This window comes from Pseudomonas sp. TTU2014-080ASC (genome assembly GCF_001446935.1).
Lineage (GTDB): Bacteria > Pseudomonadota > Gammaproteobacteria > Pseudomonadales > Pseudomonadaceae > Aquipseudomonas.
Map to the genome: position 1 here is coordinate 1,157,287 of NZ_LKKK01000001.1, position 22,372 is coordinate 1,179,658.

A 22,372-nucleotide genomic window follows, 5' to 3' on the forward strand; every position below is an offset into this window, starting at 1 on the left:
GAGTATTTATCCGATAAAAGCTTCACGATCCTGACGCAATAACGTCAGCAACCACTCAAAGTCATCCGGCAGAGGAGACTGCCACTTCATGCGTTGACCGGTGGTTGGGTGCTCAAGTTCCAGAAATCGTGCATGCAATGCCTGACGCGGAAACTCTTTGAGGGTTTGCACCATGCTCGGGTTAGCAGCCGGAGGAATACGGAAACGCCCGGCGTAGACAGGATCGCCCACCAGCGGATAGCCGATATGGCTCATGTGCACGCGAATCTGGTGAGTACGCCCAGTTTCCAGTTTGACCCGCGCATGGGTGTGCGAGCGGAAGCGCTCCAAAACCCGGTAATGACTGACAGCAGGCTTACCGCCATCCGTTACAGCCATGCGTTGGCGCTGGGAAGAGCTACGGCCAATCGGCGCATCAATCTTCCCACCGGAGGTAATCACGCCCACCACAATGCATTCGTAGATTCGGCTGACTGTGCGCTTTTGCAGCTGATCGACCAACCGAGTCTGGGCCTCGATGGTCTTGGCAACCACCATCAGGCCGGTGGTGTCTTTGTCCAGACGATGGACAATACCTGCACGGGGCACATTAATAATGTCCGGCACATGGTGCAGCAGAGCATTAAGCAACGTGCCATCTGCATGTCCAGCTGCTGGATGAACAACGAGCCCGGCTGGTTTGTCGATCACCAGAATCTGATCATCTTCATAAACAATGTTCAGCTCGATGTCCTGCGCAACCCACTCGCCCTGTGCTTCTTGCTCAGCATTGAGAGCCAGCACAGAACCGCTGTGAACGATATCCCGCGGGCGCAGTACAGCACCGTCAACGGTCAGCAAGCCCTCTTTAATCCAGGCAGACAAGCGCGAACGAGAGTGCTCCGCAAACAGCATTGCGGCGACTTGGTCGAGACGCTGCCCACCCATTTCGGAGGGGACTTCAGCGCTCATTTGAATAATCTGCTTATTAATAGAGGACATGCTCGATAAAGGCGGGACGTGTAGCCTTTGGTTTCGGCCACAGGCTTGTGGTTAAATACGGCGTCTTTGCCCCAGATACGCTGGGGGCGCTAATCATAACAGGACGGCTCCGCTCAAGACAGCCGCCGTCACAGGGACGCAAGCCACCATGCAAGTGAAACACCTGCTGCTGATCGCAATAATCGCCCTAACCGCCGCGTGCTCTTCGAAAGAACCGGCTGTCGACGAAAACTTGAGCGAAGCTGAACTGTACCAGCAGGCTCAAACCGATCTGGACAACAACAGCTACACCAGCGCGGTATCCAAACTGAAAGCGCTGGAGTCGCGCTATCCGTTCGGCCGCTATGCAGAGCAGGCCCAGCTTGAGCTGATCTACGCCTATTACAAGAACGCAGAGCCTGAAGCAGCGCGCTCTGCTGCTGACCGTTTTATACGCTTGCACCCGCAGCACGCTAACGTGGACTACGCCTACTACCTCAAAGGCCTGGCCTCGTTCGATCAGGATCGCGGCTTGGTGGCCCGTTTCCTACCGTTGGACATGACCAAGCGCGACCCGGGCGCAGCCCGCGACTCCTATAACGAGTTTGCTCAACTGGTCAGCCGCTACCCGCACAGCCGTTACGCCCCGGACGCCAAGCAACGCATGATCTACCTGCGTAACCTGCTGGCGGCTTACGAAGTGCATGTTGCTCACTACTATCTGATGCGCAAAGCTTATGTTGCCGCCGCCAACCGCGGCCGTTACGTGGTAGAAAACTTCCAGGAAACCCCAGCTGTGGGCGACGGTCTGGCCGTCATGGTCGAGGCCTATCAGCGCCTGACACTGGACGACTTGGCTGCAACCAGCCTGGAAACCCTGAAGCTCAATTACCCTGATCACCCGAGCCTGAAAGACGGCCAGTTTGTACCGCGCGAGTCCGATACAGATGACCGCTCTTGGCTGGCTAAAGCTACTCTGGGCCTGATCGAGACTGACGCGCCACTGCCACCGGGCGAAACCCGCGCCAGCCAAGACGTAATCCGCCAGTACGAAGATGCTGAAGATCAGATCCCAGCCGAACTGAAGAACCCTGCTGAAGAAGATAAGCAGGACCGTTCCTGGTTCAGCTACCTGACCTTCGGTCTGTTTGACTAAGCGCAGGACGCCGTTTTAGTAAGGGAGGCTTTCGGCCTCCCTTTTTTATTCGCATACACCGACAACCACAGCGAATACAGTACTGTTCTGTTTTTGGCGGGTTGATAGACTGTTTGCAGTTTGCTTATTAAGAGGATCGCGACTTGTTTCGCTTGTTATTCTGGATTGCCGTTATTTTTGCTGCCTTCTGGCTGTGGCGCCGCTTCAACCGTCCTGCGGTCAGCAAAGCACAGGAAAAGCCCAGCGAGGCCAATCCACAGCCGATGGTTCGCTGTGAACAGTGCGGCATCCATGTGCCCCGACAAAATGCCCTGAGCAAAGACAGCCAGTGGTTCTGCAGTCAGGCCCATCTTGAGCAAGGCCACAGCGGCAGTGAGCAATAATCTGTCCCTGAACCAGGAGCAAAGCTGGCGCGTTCTGCGCCTTTATCATATTTACCGGGTCGGGATCGGTATGATCCTGGCTCTTCTGGTTTCCAGCAATCTGGATACCGAGCTGCTAGAAATGGCTCACCCAACGCTATTTCGCAATGGCAGCTGGTTCTATCTGATCCTCAATATTCTCATCATCGCACTGGTACAGCGTCCCAAGCAGCTGGCGCAGATTTTCACCATTGCCCTGACAGATATCCTACTGCTCACCGGCCTGTTCTATAGCGCGGGCGGAGTGCCCAGCGGTATCGGCAGCTTGCTGATCGTATCCGTTGCAATCTGCAACATCCTGCTCAGCGGCCGCATAGGCCTGCTGATTGCGGCAGTTGCCAGCATCGGCATGGTCTATCTGACCTTCTACCTCAGCCTTGAACGGCCAGCCGCAGCGGCGCACTATGTGCAGGTCGGCGCACTGGGGGCACTGTGTTTTGTCACCGCCCTCTTCGTACAGCGCCTGACACTACGACTGCAGGCGAGCGAAAGCCTGGCCGAACAGCGCGCCGCCGATGTCGCCAGCCTGGAAACTCTCAACGCTTTGATTCTGCAGCGCATGCGCACTGGGATTCTGGTTATTGACGAGAATCACCGCATCCTGCTGGCCAACCATGGCGCTGAACACCTACTTGGCAAGACCGAGTTGGAAGGCAAGCTGCTCGATACCGCCTGCACACACTTGGTCAACCGCATGAAACAGTGGCTGCTCAACCCCAGCCTGCGACCTGGGAGCATTCAGCCCTCGGGAAATGGCCATTTGATCCAGCCCAGCTTCACTCCACTGCAACGCGGGCAGAAAACCCACACCCTGATCTTTCTCGACGACGTCTCTCAGATCACCCAGCAAGCCCAGCAGCTTAAGCTGGCCTCTCTGGGACGGCTGACCGCAGGTATCGCCCATGAGATCCGCAATCCGCTCGGCGCGATTAGTCATGCGGCCCAGTTGCTGCAGGAGTCCGATGACTTGCAAGGCGCGGACCGCCGCCTGGCACAAATCATCCACGACCATACACTGCGCATGGATCTGGTGATCGAGAACGTTCTGCAGCTTTCCCGTCGCCGCCAGGCAGAGCCGCAACTGCTCGACCTGAAATACTGGCTGCATCGCTTTGCCAGCGAATACCGCAGTAATGCCGGCCCGGACCAGGAGTTGCACCTGAATGTCACTGGCGGCAGCATTCAGACCCGCATGGACCCCAACCAGCTCACCCAAGTCTTGAATAATCTGGTCGGCAACGGCATGCGCTACAGCAGTAAAAACAACAGTATTGGCCAGGTTTGGCTGGAGCTTTACCGGGATGAAGAAAGCGATCTGCCGGTACTGGAAATTCTCGATAATGGCCCAGGTATCGCCCCGGAACAGGCCTCACATCTGTTCGAGCCCTTTTTCACCACCGAAAGCAAAGGCACAGGCCTTGGCCTGTATATTTCCCGCGAACTGTGCGAGAGCAATCAGGCCCGCCTTGACTATAAACAACGCGACCGCGGCGGCAGCTGCTTCCGTATAACCTTTGCCCACCCACGCAAACTGAGCTGACCATGACCCGCCAGAGAGCCCTGATCGTTGATGACGAGCCCGATATCCGCGAACTTCTGGAAATCACTCTCGGCCGCATGAAGCTGGACACACGCAGCGCCCGCAACGTCAAAGAAGCGCGAGAGTGGCTGGCACGCGAGCCCTTCGACCTGTGCCTGACCGACATGCGCCTGCCGGACGGGACTGGACTTGAACTGGTTCAACATATTCAGCAACGCCATCCACAAGTACCTGTGGCGATGATCACCGCCTATGGCAGCCTGGATACCGCGGTGAACGCGCTTAAAGCGGGCGCTTTCGACTTTCTGACCAAGCCGGTTGACCTTGGCCGCCTGCGCGAGCTGGTCGGAGCTGCATTACGCCTGGGCAGCAGTGAAACCCAGGAAGCACCGGTGGACAGCCGTCTGCTGGGCGAGTCGCCGCCGATGAAGGCCATGCGCAAGCAAATCCTCAAGCTTGCGCGCAGCCAAGCGCCGGTCTATATCAGCGGCGAGTCCGGCAGTGGTAAGGAACTAGTCGCCCGCCTTATCCACGAACAAGGCCCACGCAGTGAACAGCCGTTTATTCCGGTGAACTGCGGCGCAATTCCCTCCGAACTGATGGAAAGCGAATTCTTCGGCTACAAGAAGGGCAGTTTTACCGGCGCAGTCGAAGACAAGATCGGCCTGTTTCAAGCAGCCAATGGCGGCACTCTCTTCCTCGACGAAGTAGCTGACTTGCCACTGGCCATGCAAGTCAAACTGCTGCGGGTGATTCAGGAGAAAGCAGTGCGCGCGGTGGGTGGCCAGCAAGAGAGTATCGTCGACGTGCGTATTCTCTGCGCAACCCATAAAGACTTAGCCGGAGAAGTCGCCGCAGGGCGCTTCCGTCAGGACTTGTACTACCGGCTGAACGTCATCGAACTGCGCGTTCCGCCTTTACGTGAGCGCCGCGAAGACATCCCGATGCTGGCCGACATCATGCTCAAGCGCCTCGCCGAAAGCAGCGACATGCCCCCCGCCAAACTGGATGCCGACGCGCTGGAGAAGCTTAAAAACTACCGCTTCCCTGGCAACGTGCGCGAGCTGGAAAACATGCTGGAACGGGCCTACACCCTCTGCGATAACGACCGCATCACCGCCGCCGACCTAAGCCTGACAGAGAGCTGCCTGCCAACCGATAACAGCCAGACCAGCCTCTCGCAGATCGACAATCTGGAAGACTATCTGGAAGACATCGAACGCAAGCTGATCATGCAAGCGCTGGAAGAAACACGCTGGAACCGGACGGCGGCGGCACAACGCCTTGGGCTTAGCTTCCGTTCGATGCGCTACCGCCTGAAAAAACTGGGCATCGACTGACGCCCAGCGCTGACCGGATTAGATACGGCCGCTCGGCGCATAAGGGGCCGGATCAATAATCGGCTCATTCCCCAACATTAGATCCACCAATAGCTGACAGGAAGCTGGGGCCAACACCAGCCCGTTGCGGAAGTGCCCACAGTTCAGCCACAACCCCTCATACCCCGGCACTGGACCAATGTAAGGAATGCCCTCAGGTGAGCCTGGACGAAGGCCAGCCCAGTGCCCAACTACTTCAGCATTGACCAGCTCGGGCAGCAGCTCCAGAGCCGATGCTTTGAGGCTATCCAGCGCCTCAGCACTTGGGGTTTTGTCAAAGCCTGCGTATTCCAGCGTACTACCCACCAAGATATGGCCATCGCGACGCGGAATGGCGTAACGCCCCTTAGCCAGAACCATGCGCGGCAGGAAGTCCTCAGCGCACTTAAACAGAATCATCTGACCTTTGACCGGTTCAACCTGCAGATTAAGCCCCAGCGTAGCCAGCAGCTCGCCGCTCCAGGCTCCGGCGGTCAGGACAACCCGATCGGCCTGCAGCTCGCCCTGCGTAGTCCGAACACCCGTGACGCGCCCCTGCTCAGTCAGAAAGCCAACGACCGGGCACTGCTCCAAAATTTGCACGTTACTCATGGATGCCAAGGCGGCGCGCAGTGATTTGACCAAGCGCGGATTGCGCACATTGGCCACCCCGGGCATATAGATTGCCCGCTCATATCCCGGCCCAAGTGGCGGAACAGCGCGATACACCTCAGCCATATCAACCTGATGCAACGCCCTGCCCTGCTGCTGAGCCCAAGCCAACGCATCAGCCTCATCATCCAAGTCCAGCCAGTACAGACCTGTCTCATAGACCTGTGGGTCGACCTGCGTACGCTCAAGCAACTCCTGCCCGAGGCGTGGATAAAAGTCCTGCGACCAATGTGCCAGTGCCGTAACCGCCGCACTGTAACGCCATGGGTACAACGGCGAAACAATCCCACCACCGGCCCAGGAGGATTCGCAGCCAACGGTTTGACGATCCACAACAGCAACGCTCTGCCCCTGGGCAGCAAGCTTGTAGGCAGTGAGTAAGCCGATGGCTCCGCCACCTACAACCAGCACATTCAACACAACAATTACTCCAAAACACGGAACGTTCAGGTCATGCTCGAAATACACTTTTCTTCGAACACGTCATGCAAAAGACAGAGTCATAACAACCGGCAAAAAGGCATAAGCCTGCTGGAAGCAGTCGTGGCGATTTGTGTAATAGGCATCATATTGGCTGCTGCCGTGCCAGCGTTGGGCTCATGGAACGCACAGCAGCGGATGAGAAGCCTGCATAGCGGCCTTCATCGTCAGATAAATCTCGCCCGCTACCACGCCATGGTTCAACAAAAACGAGTCACCTTATGCCCATTATCAGTGAGCGGCAGTTGTAAAAAAGACTGGAGTGAATCCATCAGCGTATTTATTGATACCAACGGAAACCGACATCTGGACTCAGATGAAGAACTGCTGAATACGATGTCGGTTCCGCAAAGTATAAAACTTCACTGGAGAGGTATGTCGCCTAATAATTCAATGCACTTTACCCCTCTAGGCATCACGTTGCTGAGTAACGGCACAATGAGCCTCTGTTCACTCAGACCCGACACACGAAACATGAGCCTAACTCTTAACCCTCAGGGCAGGGCAACACACTTTTCTCGCCCCGCTAACTGCCCGCCAAATTGACCATCGGCTCACAGCAGATACGACCACTCAGCAGTACGAAAGAACCAGATATCCTGATTCCACTTGTCCAACAATAAGCCCCCAGCAATGCTTAGTAGCAATCTGCCGGGACTGCGCATAAAAAATGAAGCCTAAACAATCAGGATTTACCGTAATTGAGCTGTTGATCACCTTGGCATTGATGGCCATCTTGCTGGGTATTGCCGTGCCTGCGGTTCGCGACTTTATCGTCAAGCAACGGGTCAGCTCAGCCACCAACAGCTTGATGATGAGCTTGGTGTTTGCACGTAGCGAAGCCGTGAAACTCAATCGTGACATCCGGGTTATACCGGCAACGACTGCAGCTAACGGCTGGAACAACGGCTGGTGCTTGGGCCCCGTTACTATTGGCAATAATTGCAACCATGCGGATGTTATTCGCGTCTTCAGCGCCAACAATGACGTGCAAATATCCAGCAATACCGGCAGCAGCCCGAAGATTGACTTCCGTCGCGATGGCACCGCTAACCATCCAACCGATACAGCACTGAAAATCACTGCTGATGGCCTCCCGGCAAACTCGGAGTCAGCCCGCTGCATTAGTGTCAGCTCACAAGGCCGTCCTGAAGTGCGACACATCTTGCCCGCAGCCAACTGCAATTAAACAGGACCTGAATATGTCGCTGATGCTTAACAGAGAACAGGGAGCCTCATTGATTGAGGTAATGGTTGCTCTTTTGATCTTTACAGTAGGCTTGTTGGGTCTGGCAGCCATGCAGCTGACGTCCCTGCAAAGTGTGGCTGACAGCGGCCAGCGCTCTCAATCGGTGTGGCTCCTGCAGGACTTTGTTGAGCGTATGAGAGCCAACCCGGCTGGCACACCTGCACAGTACGCAGCTGCGGCCAACTGCGCCGCCTTGCCCAACCCGATGTGTGCGGACTACTTCAACCCAAACACCAATACCAAAGTCAACGGTAGCCAGTGCAGTGCGACTCAGATGGCGGCATTCGATGTCTGGGAAGCACGCTGTAGCTATACAGGCGTGGCCAACTTCAACCCTAACGATGCACGCTTCAATAGCCGGGACTACATCACCGTACCCGCTCAAGGTGCGCTTATTGATACAACGGTTGTTGGTGGGGATCTTGTGCTGAGTATCAATTGGGCCAACCGCAGCGCCACAACGACTACCGATATAAACAATAACAGAGTGCTAAGTGCCACCAGTGATGGCAGCACCAGCGATGTAAGGATCCTGCGATGAAAAAGCCCAGCCTGGCGCCAAGTAAGCAGCGCGGTCTTTCCATAGTTGAACTGCTAGTAGCCACAGTCATCGGGCTGTTATTAATGACAGGCGTGCTTCAGGTTTTCTTTGCCTCCAAGCAGACCTACTCCAGCAATGAAGCAGCATCACGGCTACAGGAAAACGGACGCTTCGCTTTGGAGTTTATTGCTCAGAATGTGCGTATGGCCGGTTATTTAGAGGCGGCCAACTTCAAGAAAAGCCCTCCGATGGCGATTGCTGGTTCAAATTGCGGTATTAGCGGCATGTGCAGCACCCAAGGAACCGGTAGCGGCTCCGACACACTGAGTGTGGGCTTACAGCCACGCCTGATGGACGGTGTACGCCGCGACTGCCGAGGCAACCCGCTAACAGGCGCAAATGCAAACACAGAAACAATTCTGAATCACTTTGAAGTCATTACTCCTGCTGCTGACCCAGCCAAGCCCAATGAAATCCCAACAGGATCATTGACCTGTAAGTCTTGGAATCTCAGCCAATCCGCTTGGGTAAACAACGCCACCGCTTTAGCTCTGGTCGAAGGGATTGATGCATTGCAGGTGCAATACGGGATTGGTACGGGCACAACAGAGGATGGTGTCCGTCAGTATGTCTCAGCGGACCGCGTCACCAATTGGAATAACGTAGTCGCAGTACGCGTTGCAGTACTGGCCAACTCTGTAACACCTACATCTCCTCGCACACCTGTGCGCCCTTATATCTTGTTAGATGCAGCCCCCTTTATCCCTCGGGATGATGGACGTGCACGACAAGTCTTCACCACAACTATCAATTTGCGTAACACGAATTAAGGCTAGCCACTATGACTTACTCAGCGCATAAGCAGCAGGCCGGGGCGACCTTAATTGTGGCCCTAGTGTTCTTGGTGGTTCTAACCATTGCGGGCATTACAGCGATGCAGTTCTCTACCATGGAGGAACGCATGGCAAGCAACTCCCAATTCCGCAATGAAATGTTTCAGGCGAGCCAAAGCACCCTTGAGGCCAACTTTGCAGCAATCAATGCCAATGCCGCTGGCAGGGCTCTCTTACTGCAAGCTTCTAATGCCGGTAGTTTCAGTAGCGGAAGTGGGAACTACCCACAACGACTGTCTAACGATCAACTGGCGCAGCTCGGCCTCCCAACATCAGCAAGCCGTGCTGTAAATGCCCTTGAAGCTCCCATCAACCCTGGATTCAGTGTGCTGCGCAACACACATCCAGGAGGCAAGTGTGAGAGCGTCGCACTTGATGCCTCTAGCCTGGAGAAGTTTGAGTGCGTTGGGTACGAACTTCACGTACGCGAAGAGTTGGCTAACGGAGCTTACTCCGATCAGTCCTTGGGGCTGCGTTTTATGAATATCAAGTCAGGTAACTAGGGGAGTCGAACATGAACAACCTCATTAAACAGCTCCTCGTGCTGAGCACTCTGTTTCTTCCCCCTCATGTCCAAGCTCAAGAACCTATTGAGGACAATAGTTTGATCTTGGAAAAAGCCAGCGTCACCATTCGCATGATGAACAACAACCCTTATGCCGAGTTACGCCTCTGTGAGGGTTGCCCACTACGGCTGCTGCCCTTCACTCGTGACGCGCAGATCTACCTCAAAGGTCAACGCCAAACCAAGCTCGTCCTGAGCGACGGTCAAGTTCTGCTTGGGACAGTTTTTGTGCAAAGCAAGCCGGTCGACTCGATCAGCGAAATCGTAGCCCTTTGACAGGAAGTACTTGCATGAAAACTCGCTCATTTTTGATTATCGCCGCAAGTTTCTTGTACACCAGCCTTGGGCTGCAGAGTGCTCTGGGCGATGACACGGAAATCTATGTCAGCCGACAGCTCCCAGAGGATCAGCAGGTACGCCCAAACCTCCTGTTCATCATCGACAACTCAGGCTCAATGGATGCAGCAGTAGCAGGCACCACCTGCCCAACAGCCGATCGCAATATCCGTAATCGATGTGTCCGCAGCAACAATACATACCGCAAGACCCGTATGCAGGTGGTGAAAGACGTTACTAACGAGTTGATTGACGAGCTTCAGCTCAGTAACGACGTTAATATTGGCCTCATGCACTTCGACTTCAGTAGCCGTGACAATGGCGGTATGGTCGCGATCCCTGTTGGGCGAGTCGGCAACGTCGCTACCTCGTTTAAGAGTGAACTGAACAGTTTGTATGCTGGTACCAATACGCCTCTGTCTGAAACCTATTACGAGGCGGCCATGTACATGAAGGGCTTGGCCCCAAAGTTTGGTAACAACACCGTGGCGGTCTATGAAGATGGCAATAGCTATCGATCCGTCAATAAACCCAGCGTGGCTGGCTCTAAAAACGGCAGTAATTACCTAAGCCCCATCCAATACTCCTGCCAAAAGAGCAACATCATCCTATTAACTGACGGAGCCCCTACACAGGACACCTCCGCAAACAGCGACATTAAAAAACTTGTCAGTGTGTCAGGAGCAGCTAATACCTTGCACCCTGGCAGCACTTGCGGCGACAGCAACGGCGAGTGCATGCCCCACCTCGCAGAGCATCTTGCCAATCAAGATATCAGTACAAGCCAACCCGGCAAGCAAACCGTCAATACATACACAATCGGCTTTGCGACCAACCAGACTCTTTTGCAAAACACTGCCACCGCAGGCAACGGGCGCTATTTCACCACCGATAACACATCGGGCCTTGTGGATGCACTCAAGTCCATTCTGGTTGAAATCCTTGCTGAGAACACCACCTTCGCCAACCCTAGTGTTGCCGTGAGCGCCTACAACAACTTGGGCTACCGCAACGATATGTATTACGCGCTGTTCCGCCCGGCTGAGGGCGCACGCTGGGTTGGCAACGTTAAGCGGTACAAACTAATCACTGACAAAAGCAATAACGCCGTTATTGTTGATAAGAATGGATTACCTGCTGTAGATGACAGCACAGGTTTCTTTAAGGACTCCGCTTCCAGCTACTGGTCTAACCTTGACGGTAAAGACGTCGGTAAAGGTGGTGTGGGTGGGGTACTGCCGGAGGCCAACAACCGTAATATCTACACATGGACCAAAGCCGACAGAAGCCCGACCGCCTCTGCGGGTGTAACGGGCAGCGCATCGATAACAGACTCAGCTAACCTGCTGAGCACTGCCAACAGTGCACTTACAAACGCACTCATGGGCGTGGCCAGTGACACGGATAAAACAGCCGCTATCACGTGGGGACGCGGCCTGGATCCAGCGACCAATCAGCACCGCAGGCAGGTGGCTGATGTACTTCACAACGAACCTCGTCTGGTCGCCTATGCCACAGATGAAGACCTGGAGCGTTTAGAAGCGATCAACGCAGGTGGCTCACAAGTAACACCTGAACAGCTATATATGTTCTTTGGAACCAACGAAGGCTTTATCCATGCAGTTGATCCCAAAACCGGCATAGAGAAATTCGCCTTTATTCCCAAAGAACTTCTGCCGAACTTGAGTGCTTATCACAAAAACGCCAAGGGGAGCGATGCTAAGCGATACGGCATGGATGGCCAGTTCAACCTGTGGACTGAATACGGCCCTGTCAATACCAACACCAAAAGTCGCGCACTCACTAAAAGCATCCTCTATGCAGGAATGCGCCGTGGTGGCCGCAACTACTATGCGCTGGACGTTCTGAACATTAATGCACCTGCTCTTAAGTGGGTCATTAAGGGAGGTACAACCCCTGGGTATGAAAAACTGGGGCAGACTTGGTCTACGCCAAAACTAGCGAATGTGAAAGTCAACGGCACAACGACCAAAGTCCTCATCTTTACTGGTGGCTACGACCCTCAGCAGGACATCGACAGCCCGAACACCCCTCTTGCAAGAGATACCTACGGCAACAGCCTGTACATTGTTAATGCTGAGACAGGTCAGTTGATCTGGCGAGCAGGCCACAACACTGAGGCGGGAGCGAACCTCCAACTGGAAACACTCACGCATAGCATGCCTGCCGACCCTTTGGTGATCGATATCGACAGCGATGGCCTAACCGACATCATCTACGCAGTTGACAGTCGTGCGCAGATTTTCCGTTTCGATATCAATAACGCTAACTCTGGCGTGAGCAATCTGGCCACTGGGGGGCGGATCGCCAACCTCGGCGGTAGTGATGCCCTCAATAACCGCCGTTTCTTTAACTCGCCGGACGTAGCGTTAGTACGTGACCGGGGAGAAGACCCGTACCTGGCAATCTCCATCGGTTCAGGCTATCGCGCGCACCCACTTAACGAAGACACCATCGACCGTTTCTATGTACTGAAGGATAAAAACGTCTACACCAAACCTGCACAGTACACATCTATCACAGAAAACGACTTGGTCGATGCGTCCAGCGTTAACTTAACCGACGCCGAGGCAGCGCGGGTTCTTGCAGAGATTGCAACTAAGGAAGCCCAGATCACAACGCTTAACAATAACGTTAACGATGCCAGAGATAGGTTTGCTGAGTTCAAGGACAGCTCAGGCTTTACTGACAAATACAATGCGATGCTCCAAGCCAACACCAATGCCAATGATCGCCAAGCGGCCATGGATCTGATATTGGCGGAGAATCCATTTGTTACAGCACACGCTCCAGAATCCAGCCAGCAAAGCCAGCTACAGGACGGACTGCTGTCCGCCCAGACTGCCTTGGCAGCGCTAAAACAGGCAACCGATGCCGCCGTCGACGACAAGGAGACACTCACTAACCAGACTAATCAGCTGGCTTCCATCTACGAGAGCATAGTTAACCTGCAAGACAGGCTGAGTCAGAGTTATCAAAGTGTGCTGAACGCTGAGGCGGCTCTCACCGAAGCAAGAGCAACAGGGGCGGATGATGATACTCAGCGAGCACTCACTGAAGGGCTTGAAAGCGCCAGAGAGGCCTACCAGACCAGTTCTGACGCAATCTCTCGCTTGCAACTGAATGAAGGCAATGTAGATCCCTCTATCAACCTGCAAAGCTTATTGAGCAACATCAACCAGTCACTATCGAATAATGATCTGGCAGCCATGCAGGTTGCTCTCGACTCATTAACTAGCCTAAGTGGCAGCGACGGCTCTCTCAGCCGTACAGTAGATGATCTGCTGGGCCGTGACGAGGTCGCCAAAGCCGCTGTGTTGACGCAAGCAGCTGAGAACGACGCAAATAACGTCAGCGTACTGAACGGACTTGAAGCTCAGCGCCTGGCCTTTGCAGGAGAAGCCTCCGCGGCACAAGCAGAAGCGAATGCTATTGCCAATCAGCCTTACGGTGGCTCGACACTCCTGACAGCTGCACAACTGCAGGCCGCCAAGCAAATCTACGGTGAAGACATCACCCTTTTCGAGGCCTATCAGTACCTCATCGACACAGCCCAAGCCAACACGCTGGACCCATCTAATGGCCTGCCAGCATTGAGAGCAGCCATTAACAGCCTCTATGCACAGCTGACGCCAGGTAACAGTTATGTGCCGAACCATGAGCGTCTGAAGCAGAGCTCTGGTTGGTTCTTGCGCCTACCAAAAGGTGAAAAGGTTCTCTCATCCCCACTCATCTTCCGTGGCGCAGTATTCTTCAGTACATTCAGCCCCCGCGGAGAAACCGTTACCACCTGCGGTCCGGACGTCGGACGCGGTCGCAGCTATGTACTCAACCTGACAGACGCCAGCGGTATTCTGACCCAAAGCGGCACATTGATCCGCAGCTACGCACTGGTTCGTTCGGGCATCCCACCGTCGCCAGCCGTAGTTTTCCGCGACAATGCCCCGCCAGCTGTAATCGTGGGCACAGAGATTCTGGGTGATAAACCGAAGTGCACAGGCGAAAACTGCCCGACAAACCAATTGGAGTGCACGGGCCCTGTAGGCTATTGCGATAAAACCATGAAGAACGTGAATAAAACTTACTGGAGAGAAAACTAATGCGCCGTCAGCAGGGCTTTACCCTGATTGAGTTGATGATCGTTATCGTAATCATCGGAATAGTGGCTGCCATTGCGTATCCTAACTACCAGCAGTTTCTTCTCAAGTCAGGACGCTCGGATGGCCACGCAAAGCTTACGCAGGTGATGCAGGCTCAAGAGCGGTATTACTCGCAAAATCAAACCTACACAACGAACCTTGGGGCAGCTCCTAATGGATTGGCGTTCCCTGGCATCGCAGCTAACGCTGCGGTACCAAGTGATGAGGGCCGCTACAACATTACTGCACAAGCCTGTGGCGCAGGTATTGCACTCGCCCGCTGCGTTGCATTGACCGCTACGGCAGCTGGCCCCCAGACTGCTGATGCCGAATGTGGGAACCTCACCCTCAATAGCCAAGGCATCAAGGGCAGAAGCGGTACAGCAGCCCTTACAGCCTGCTGGTAAGCTGCCAGAAACTAAAAAGCCCCGGTACTGCAAATACCGGGGCTTTTTGCTTTAGGAAACCTTAGAGCTGCTTCACCCTCAACTCTTTCGGCATCGAGAAGGTAATATTCTCAGGTCGCCCTGCCAGCTCTTCGGCGTTACTGGCGCCCCAGCTTACTAGCTGCTGGATAACCCCTTGAACCAACACCTCGGGCGCGGACGCTCCTGCTGTGATACCTACGTTGGCCGCTGAGGCGAACCAACTCTGATCCATGTCTTCAGCGCCATCAATCAGATACGCCGGGGTGCCCATGCGCTCAGCCAGCTCGCGCAGGCGGTTGGAGTTAGAGCTGTTAGGGCTACCAACGACCAAGAGCACATCGCATTCAGAAGCCAGTTGCTTGACCGCATCCTGACGATTTTGTGTCGCATAGCAGATGTCGTCCTTACGCGGGCCGCCAATGGCCGGGAAGCGGGCACGCAGCGCGTCGATTACCTTGCTGGTGTCGTCCATAGACAACGTCGTTTGCGTGACGAAAGCCAGTTGCTCAGGGTTATTCACCTGCAACTCTGCTACATCTTGTTCATCTTCAACCAAGTAGATCGCGCCGCCATTGGAGGCGTCGTACTGCCCCATGGTGCCTTCCACTTCAGGGTGTCCTTCATGGCCGATCAGGATGCATTCGCGCCCTTCCCGGCTGTAGCGCACCACTTCCATATGCACCTTAGTCACCAGTGGGCAGGTTGCATCAAACACCTTCAAACCACGGCGGTCCGCTTCATCGCGCACGGCCTTGGAAACACCGTGAGCGCTGAAAATCACAATGACGTCGTCGGGCACCTGATCCAGTTCTTCGACAAACACCGCTCCGCGGGCACGCAGGTCCTCGACCACAAACTTGTTGTGCACCACTTCGTGACGCACGTAGATGGGCGGGCCAAACACTTCGAGGGCGCGGTTTACGATTTCAATCGCACGGTCAACACCGGCGCAGAAGCCACGGGGATTGGCGAGTTTGATTTGCATGGCGCGCTCTCAGGCTGGTCGCATTCGGTAGGTAATGACTCGGCAGCAGTGTTTCTGTGCTTTATCTGCCCTGTGAGTCAGGGCGAGGCTGCCGGATCGCGGCAGCCTGTTCTGTTTCAGACCGCTTTAACGTCGATGATTTCCACATCGAAGCTCAGCGCTTTACCGGCCAGCGGATGGTTGAAATCCACCACAACGGTTTCGTCAGTGAACGACTTCACCACACCCGGCAACTCAGTATTGGCAGCATCATTGAAAATCACCAGCAGGCCTTCGGAAAGGTCCATGCCTTCGAACTGATTACGCGGGATGACCTGTACGTTCTGCGGATTGCCCTGACCAAAGCCTTGCTCCGGACTGATGGCAATGCTGCGCTTATCACCGGCTTTCAGGCCAAACATAGCCTGCTCGAAACCGGGCAGCAGGTTGCCGTCCCCCACTTTAAACGTCGCGGGGTTCTTGTCGAAGGTGCTGTCCACCACATCGCCGCTCTCAAGCTTGAGGGCGAAATGCAGGGTCACTTCCCGATCCGGGCCAATGAGTAATTCAGTCATGGGGCCTTGTCTCCGGACTTCTCACTTTTGAACATATCCAGTGCGAGCAAAATCGCACCGCAGGTAATCGCCGTGTCGGCGATGTTGAATGCAGGGAAGTACCACTTGTTCTGCCAGTGAACCAGGATGAAATCCACCACATGGCCGAAAATCACCCGATCCACTAGGTTGCCCAAGGCGCCGCCCAACACCAGTGCCAGCGCAACCGCCAGCCAGGTTTCGTGGGGTTTCAGGCGCTTGAGCCAGACCACTAGCACAACGCTGACGACCACAGCGATGGCTGCGAAAAACCAGCGCTGCCAGCCTGCTGCATCGGCCAGAAAACTGAATGCGGCTCCGGTGTTGTAGGCCAGTGTCCAGCTGAAGTAATCAGGGATGATCACAATCTGCTGGTACATGGTCAGGCTGTTATCAAAGTAGAACTTTGTCGCCTGGTCGATCACAAACACCAGCAACGTCAGCCATAACCAGACCAACCGTCCATAGCCGCCAGTTTTAGGCATAGTGGCGAACCTCTCCTTCACCTTCGATGTTGTCCACACAGCGACCGCAGATTTCTGGGTGCGCCGGGTTCACGCCGACGTCTTCACGGTGGTGCCAGCAGCGGGCACACTTGGCGTGGCTGGATTTCACTACCTTGAGCTTCAGGCCGGACACTTCAGTTTCCACCGCATCAGCAGGTGCAGACGCCAGCGGTGCCAGTGTTGCAGTGGAAGTGATCAGCACAAAACGCAGTTCGTTGCCCAGTTTGTTCAGGTCTGCGATCAGCGCATCTTCAGCGAACACGGTCACTTCAGCTTGCAGGTTGCCGCCGATGGCTTTGGCTGCACGCTGGTTTTCCAGTTCTTTGTTCACGGCTGCTTTAACGGCCATGACGCGATCCCAGAAGGCGCGATCCAGTTCAGCATCAGCAGGCAGCTCGCTCAGGCCTTGATACCAGCCGTTGAGCATGACCGACTCGTTACGCTCGCCCGGCAGGTATTCCCACAGCTCGTCCGCGGTGAAGGCCAGTACCGGAGCGATCCAGCGCACCAGCGCTTCAGCGATGTGGTACAGCGCCGTCTGGCAGGAGCGACGGGCCAGGCTGTTGGCCTGAGTGGTGTACTGACGGTCTTTGATGATGTCGAGGTAGAAACCGCCCAGCTCCTGCACGCAGAAGTTATGAACTTTCTGGTAGACGTTCCAGAAACGGTAGCTCTCGTAAGCCTCTTCGAGCTCACGTTGCAGCAGCAGCGCACGGTCCACTGCCCAACGGTCCAGAGCCAGCATGTCTTCGGCCGCGACAAGGTGCTGCGCCGGGTCAAAGCCATTCAGGTTGGAGAGCAGGAAGCGCGCGGTGTTACGGATACGGCGATAGGAGTCAGCGCTGCGTTGCAGGATGACTTTGGACACCGCCATTTCACCGGAGTAGTCGGTGGACGATACCCACAAGCGCATGATGTCGGCGCCCAAGGTGTCGTTCACTTCCTGCGGTGCAACCACGTTGCCCAGGGATTTGGACATTTTGCGGCCATTTTCATCGACCACAAAACCGTGGGTCAGCAGCTCTTTGTACGGCGCATGGCCGTCGATGGCACTGCCAGTCAGCAGGGATGAGTGGAACCAACCGCGATGCTGGTCGCTACCTTCCAGGTACAGATCGGCACGCGGGCCGCTGGTGTGGCCCAGCGGATGGGAGCCACGCAGCACGTGCCAGTGGGTGGTACCGGAGTCGAACCAGACGTCCAAGGTGTCACTGATTTTGTCGTACTGAGCGGCTTCATCGCCCAGCAGCTCGGCAGCATCCAGTTTGAACCAAGCCTCGATGCCCTCCTGCTCGACACGCTTGGCCACCTCTTCCATCAGCTCAGCGGTGCGCGGGTGCAGATCACCGGTGGCTTTATCAAGGAAGAACGGGATCGGCACACCCCAGTTACGCTGACGGGAGATGCACCAGTCAGGACGACCAGCGATCATGCTGTGCAGACGCGCCTGGCCCCAGGCCGGTACGAATTTGGTCTGATCAATGGCTGCCAGCGCACGCTCACGCAGGGTTGGGCCTTCGTTCGGTTGCTTATCCATGCCCACGAACCACTGCGCAGTCGCGCGGTAGATCAGCGGCGTTTTGTGACGCCAGCAGTGCATGTAGCTGTGCTGGATCGGTGCATGCTTGAGCAGCGCGCCCACTTCTTCCAGCTTGGCGACGATGGCCGGGTTGGCCTTCCAAATGAACTGGCCGCCGAACAACGGCAGGTCGGCAACATACACACCGTTGCTCTGCACTGGATTGAGAATGTCATCGTTGCTCATGCCGTACTGTTTACAGGTACGGAAGTCATCCTCACCGTAAGCAGGAGCGGAGTGAACAACACCGGTACCAGAGCCCAGTTCAACGTACTCGGCCAGATAGACCGGCGAAAAGCGCTCATAGAACGGATGACGGAAGCGGATCAGATCCAGCGCAACCCCCTGAGTGGTGGCGATCACTTCACCTTGCAGGTCGTAGCGAGCCAAGCAGCTTTCAACCAGCTCTTCCGCCAGGACCAACAGGCGCTCGCCGGTATCAACCAGCGCGTAAGTGAATTCCGGGTGTACGTTCAGTGCCTGGTTAGCTGGAATGGTCCACGGGGTGGTGGTCCAGATCACAATGGAAGCAGGCTTCGGCAGGCTGGACAGGCCGAATGCGGCGGCCAACTTGTCGGCGTCTTCTACGGCGAAGGCAACGTCAATGGCATCGGACTTCTTGTCCTGATATTCCACCTCAGCTTCAGCCAGTGCCGAGCCGCAGTCAAAACACCAGTTGACCGGCTTCAGACCTTTGAACACGAAGCCTTTTTTGACCATTTCAGCCAGAGCGCGGATTTCTCCAGCTTCGTTGGCGAAGTTCATGGTCTTGTAGGGATTGTCCCAATCACCCAGCACACCCAGGCGAATAAAGTCAGCCTTTTGTCCTTCGATCTGCTCACCGGCGTAGGTGCGGCAGCGTTCCCGGGTCAGGTCAGACGGCTGATTTTTACCGAAAGTGGTCTCGACCTTATGCTCAATCGGCAGGCCGTGGCAGTCCCAGCCCGGCACATACGGGGCATCGTAGCCAGCCAAAGTCTTGGAGCGGGTGATGATGTCTTTAAGAATTTTGTTAACCGCGTGACCGATGTGAATACTGCCGTTGGCATAGGGTGGGCCGTCGTGCAGAACGAACTTCGGGCGGCCTTCGCCTTGCGCGCGCAGCTTCTGATACAGGCCAATATCGTTCCAACGCTGCAGAATCTGCGGCTCGCGCTGTGGCAGGCCGGCCTTCATCGGAAACTGGGTGTCGGGCAGATTTAGCGTGGCTTTGTAATCGGTCATCTCAGGCTCTTCACTTAAGCGGTTGACCCTGCCAATGGGCACGGGCGGCGGCAATGTCGGCGGCTATTGCCGTCTTTAATTCCTCAAGGGAGGCAAAACGCTGCTCATCACGCAGCTTGCGGTGGAATGCCACCGATAAACGACGACCGTATAAGTCGCCGGCAAAATCCAGTAAATGCACTTCCAGGTGGGCTTTGCCATCACCTGTAACGCTCGGTCTAACGCCGATATTGGCCACACCCGGGCAGCTCTGGCCGTCAATTTCACAACTGACCAGATACACGCCTTTGAGTGGCACACGTTTACGCTTGAGCTGCACGTTGGCAGTAGGCGCATCCAGCTGGCGCCCCAATTTCTGTCCATGCAATACGCGGCCAGCAATTTCAAAGGGGCGTCCAAGCAAGTGCTCCGCCAGGTCAAAGTCTCCGGCAGCCAACGCTTCCCGCACGCGGGTACTGCTGACTCGCTCGGCACCTAACTCAACTGTATGGGCCGCCTCTACGCTGAAGCCCTCACGCGAACCGGCCTCAGACAGAAAGGCAAAATCCCCCGCCCGATCACAGCCAAAACGAAAGTCATCGCCAACCTCAAGGTGTTGAACACCAAGACCATCGACCAGCACCTGCTGCACAAACTCGCTGGCGCTCAACTCGCGCAAACGGCGGTTGAAGGCCAAGCACAGCACGCGCTCAACACCTTCAGCAGCCAGCAGTGCAAGCTTATCGCGCAGGCGGCTCAGCCGTGCAGGCGCAGTATCAGGGGCAAAGAACTCCCGGGGCTGCGGTTCGAAAATAACCACACAACTCGGCACGCCGAGCTCTGCCGAGCGCTCACGCAAACGCGCCAAAATGGCCTGATGACCACGATGGACGCCGTCGAAATTACCTATGGTGGCGACACAACCCCGATTCTCGGGTTTCAGGTTGTGTAAGCCTCGAACCAGCTGCATAGCGCGCTTCTTGCTCATAAAGTGGTCGATTATACGCACACAGCGCGACTGACAACAGGCGGCAGTAATGCCACCTGGCAATCAGTAGGCGGCACGACGGGAAAAATCACGCAGACGGAACCCTAACAGCAGCAACATGCCGAAATAACTCAGCAGTCCCGCCACCACCAATCCAGCCAGACGCACCAAGCGCCACAGCATGGTACCGTCAGCCCAGGCGGGCATGTAATACATGCAGGCCAGTAGCACTGCAGCCATAAAGGCCACTGCCAGCAACACTTTGCCCAAGAACACAGCCCAACCGGCCTGCGGCTTAAACATGTCAGCCTGGCGCAATTTCCAATACAGCAAACCGGCATTCATACAGGCCGCAAGCCCGATGGCCAGCGCCAACCCGGCATGCGCAAGCGGGAATACGAAAACGAACAAAACGTTCATCACCTGCGTAGCGACCAACGTAAACAGGGCGATCCGTACCGGCGTCTTAATGTTCTGCTGCGCGTAGAAGCCAGGTGCCAGAATCTTCACTAAAATAATGCCGAGCAAGCCAATGGAATAGGCAATCAGCGCCTGCTGTGTCATCAGCGCATCATTGGCCGTGAACTTGCCGTACTGAAACAAGGACACCGTCAGCGGCTCAGCCAGCACAGCCAATGCCACCGCGCTGGGCAACGCCAGCAAAAAGCACAGGCGCAGCCCCCAATCGAGCAGCTTGCTGTACTCATCACGATTGGAGGCCGAGTAGGTTTTCGCCAGCGCTGGCAGCAGGATCGTGCCCAGAGCGACACCCAAAACTCCCGACGGCAGCTCCATCAGACGATCCGCGTAATACATCCAAGAGACGGACCCTGCGACCAGGAACGAAGCAAAAATGGTGTTGATGATCAGCGAAATCTGACTGACTGACACCCCAAAAATCGCCGGCCCCATCTGCTTCATGACCCGCCAAACGCCCGTATCCTTGAGACTCAGGCGTGGCAACACAAGCATGCCGATCTTCTTCAGATGTGGTAGTTGGAACAGCAACTGCATCAACCCGCCGACCAACACCGCCCAACCCAACGCCATAATCGGCGGATCAAAGTAAGGGGTCAGGAATACCGCAAAAACAATCATGCTGACATTCAGCAGAGTCGGCACAAATGCAGGAACCGTGTAGCGGTTCCAAGTGTTAAGTACTGCTCCAGCCAGCGACGACAGTGAAATTAACAAAATATAAGGAAACGTAATGCGCAGCAGATCCGTGGTCAGCGCAAAACGATCGGCCTCATCCGCAAAGCCCGGCGCAGATACCCAGACAATCCAAGGCGCAGCCAGCACGCCGATAAACGTCACCAGCGCCAAAACCAACGTCAGCAGGCCAGTGACATACGCCAGAAACGTCCGGGCGGCCTCATCCCCTTGCTGAGTTTTGTATTCCGCCAGAATCGGTACAAATGCCTGAGAAAAAGCGCCCTCAGCAAAAATCCGACGCAACAAATTGGGCAATTTAAAGGCCACAACAAAGGCATCCGACGCTACACCAGCACCGAACACACGGGCAATGATCGTGTCACGAACGAAGCCCAATACCCGTGAAAGCATGGTCATCGAACTGACAGCAGCCAGCGATTTAAGCAAATTCATGTAATAATTCGACTTCCGCAACGTGCATGCCCGCCGAATGGATACGACGGCACAAAGCAGTGGAGTGTAGCGATCCTCTACTTAGCAGACCAGCACGACAAGCATGAAACACGCTTGACAGGGCCGACTCATATCGGCATGATTCGCGGCCTTATTTGTTTGTAACCCCCC

At 55.5% G+C, this 22,372-nt stretch carries 20 protein-coding genes; 12 read left to right on the forward strand and 8 right to left on the reverse strand.

Annotated elements, in window-relative coordinates:
- Positions 1-6: 6 nt before the first annotated feature.
- Positions 7-981 (reverse strand): 23S rRNA pseudouridine(1911/1915/1917) synthase RluD, encoded by a 975-nt coding sequence (rluD, locus tag AO726_RS05275; protein WP_058066981.1) that lies wholly within the window; start codon positions 979-981, stop codon positions 7-9.
- A gap of 148 nt (positions 982-1,129) precedes the next feature.
- On the opposite strand from rluD, the gene AO726_RS05280 reads away from it, so the two are divergent.
- From AO726_RS05280 to AO726_RS05295, 4 genes are all read left to right on the forward strand, one after another.
- Entirely contained in the window at positions 1,130-2,116 is a 987-nt protein-coding gene (locus AO726_RS05280) for an outer membrane protein assembly factor BamD (RefSeq protein ID WP_058066982.1), read from the forward strand.
- Positions 2,117-2,259: 143 nt separating this feature from the next.
- A complete protein-coding gene (locus AO726_RS05285) occupies positions 2,260-2,499 on the forward strand; it encodes a PP0621 family protein (RefSeq protein WP_058066983.1) in 240 nt (79 codons plus the stop codon).
- On the forward strand, positions 2,489-4,078 hold the full coding sequence (locus AO726_RS05290) for a sensor histidine kinase (protein WP_058066984.1): 1,590 nt from the start codon (positions 2,489-2,491) through the stop codon (positions 4,076-4,078). Before AO726_RS05285 ends, AO726_RS05290 begins: the two co-directional genes overlap by 11 nt.
- A gap of 2 nt (positions 4,079-4,080) precedes the next feature.
- The gene (locus AO726_RS05295) at positions 4,081-5,418 is read left to right on the forward strand and encodes a sigma-54-dependent transcriptional regulator (RefSeq protein WP_058066985.1); all 1,338 of its coding nucleotides are present in this window, start codon (positions 4,081-4,083) and stop codon (positions 5,416-5,418) included.
- An 18-nt stretch (positions 5,419-5,436) separates the two neighbouring features.
- Here the strand turns inward: AO726_RS05295 and thiO are convergent, their stop codons facing one another.
- Complete coding sequence (gene thiO, locus AO726_RS05300) at positions 5,437-6,528, reverse strand: glycine oxidase ThiO (RefSeq protein ID WP_058066986.1); 1,092 nt, start codon at positions 6,526-6,528, stop codon at positions 5,437-5,439.
- A gap of 33 nt (positions 6,529-6,561) precedes the next feature.
- On the opposite strand from thiO, the gene AO726_RS20885 reads away from it, so the two are divergent.
- The 8 genes from AO726_RS20885 to AO726_RS05335 all read left to right on the forward strand — a co-directional run bounded on the left by AO726_RS20885 (position 6,562) and on the right by AO726_RS05335 (position 14,739).
- Positions 6,562-7,134: a GspH/FimT family pseudopilin gene (locus AO726_RS20885; RefSeq protein WP_082629052.1), complete on the forward strand. Its 573-nt coding sequence runs from the start codon at positions 6,562-6,564 to the stop codon at positions 7,132-7,134.
- A 124-nt stretch (positions 7,135-7,258) separates the two neighbouring features.
- Positions 7,259-7,777 carry a GspH/FimT family pseudopilin gene (locus AO726_RS05305; protein ID WP_058066987.1) on the forward strand — a complete coding sequence of 173 codons (519 nt, stop codon included), beginning with the start codon at positions 7,259-7,261 and terminating at the stop codon, positions 7,775-7,777.
- 22 nt (positions 7,778-7,799) lie between these two features.
- Positions 7,800-8,378, forward strand: a complete 579-nt coding sequence (gene pilV / locus AO726_RS05310; protein WP_275044089.1) for a type IV pilus modification protein PilV — start codon at positions 7,800-7,802, stop codon at positions 8,376-8,378.
- Positions 8,375-9,208: a PilW family protein gene (locus AO726_RS05315; RefSeq protein WP_058066989.1), complete on the forward strand. Its 834-nt coding sequence runs from the start codon at positions 8,375-8,377 to the stop codon at positions 9,206-9,208. The genes pilV and AO726_RS05315 overlap by 4 nt, the downstream gene beginning before the upstream one ends.
- An 11-nt stretch (positions 9,209-9,219) precedes the next feature.
- The gene (locus tag AO726_RS05320; RefSeq protein ID WP_058066990.1) at positions 9,220-9,774 is read left to right on the forward strand and encodes a pilus assembly PilX family protein; all 555 of its coding nucleotides are present in this window, start codon (positions 9,220-9,222) and stop codon (positions 9,772-9,774) included.
- Positions 9,775-9,785: 11 nt separating this feature from the next.
- Complete coding sequence (locus AO726_RS05325) at positions 9,786-10,112, forward strand: hypothetical protein (RefSeq protein ID WP_058066991.1); 327 nt, start codon at positions 9,786-9,788, stop codon at positions 10,110-10,112.
- A complete protein-coding gene (locus AO726_RS05330) occupies positions 10,109-14,293 on the forward strand; it encodes a PilC/PilY family type IV pilus protein (protein WP_241492052.1) in 4,185 nt (1,394 codons plus the stop codon). Before AO726_RS05325 ends, AO726_RS05330 begins: the two co-directional genes overlap by 4 nt.
- On the forward strand, positions 14,293-14,739 hold the full coding sequence (locus AO726_RS05335; RefSeq protein WP_058066993.1) for a type IV pilin protein: 447 nt from the start codon (positions 14,293-14,295) through the stop codon (positions 14,737-14,739). The genes AO726_RS05330 and AO726_RS05335 overlap by 1 nt, the downstream gene beginning before the upstream one ends.
- A gap of 61 nt (positions 14,740-14,800) precedes the next feature.
- Here AO726_RS05335 and ispH read toward each other — a convergent pair whose 3' ends face one another.
- From ispH to murJ, 6 genes are all read right to left on the reverse strand, one after another.
- Positions 14,801-15,745, reverse strand: coding sequence for a 4-hydroxy-3-methylbut-2-enyl diphosphate reductase (gene ispH / locus AO726_RS05340; RefSeq protein WP_058066994.1), 945 nt, complete (start codon positions 15,743-15,745; stop codon positions 14,801-14,803).
- Positions 15,746-15,861: 116 nt separating this feature from the next.
- Positions 15,862-16,299 (reverse strand): FKBP-type peptidyl-prolyl cis-trans isomerase, encoded by a 438-nt coding sequence (locus AO726_RS05345; RefSeq protein WP_058066995.1) that lies wholly within the window; start codon positions 16,297-16,299, stop codon positions 15,862-15,864.
- On the reverse strand, positions 16,296-16,802 hold the full coding sequence (lspA, locus tag AO726_RS05350) for a signal peptidase II (protein ID WP_058066996.1): 507 nt from the start codon (positions 16,800-16,802) through the stop codon (positions 16,296-16,298). Before lspA ends, AO726_RS05345 begins: the two co-directional genes overlap by 4 nt.
- Positions 16,795-19,626 carry an isoleucine--tRNA ligase gene (ileS, locus tag AO726_RS05355; RefSeq protein WP_058066997.1) on the reverse strand — a complete coding sequence of 944 codons (2,832 nt, stop codon included), beginning with the start codon at positions 19,624-19,626 and terminating at the stop codon, positions 16,795-16,797. Before ileS ends, lspA begins: the two co-directional genes overlap by 8 nt.
- 10 nt (positions 19,627-19,636) lie before the next feature.
- A complete protein-coding gene (gene ribF / locus AO726_RS05360; protein ID WP_058066998.1) occupies positions 19,637-20,575 on the reverse strand; it encodes a bifunctional riboflavin kinase/FAD synthetase in 939 nt (312 codons plus the stop codon).
- Positions 20,576-20,656: 81 nt separating this feature from the next.
- Complete coding sequence (gene murJ, locus AO726_RS05365) at positions 20,657-22,201, reverse strand: murein biosynthesis integral membrane protein MurJ (protein WP_058066999.1); 1,545 nt, start codon at positions 22,199-22,201, stop codon at positions 20,657-20,659.
- Positions 22,202-22,372 lie beyond the last annotated feature (171 nt).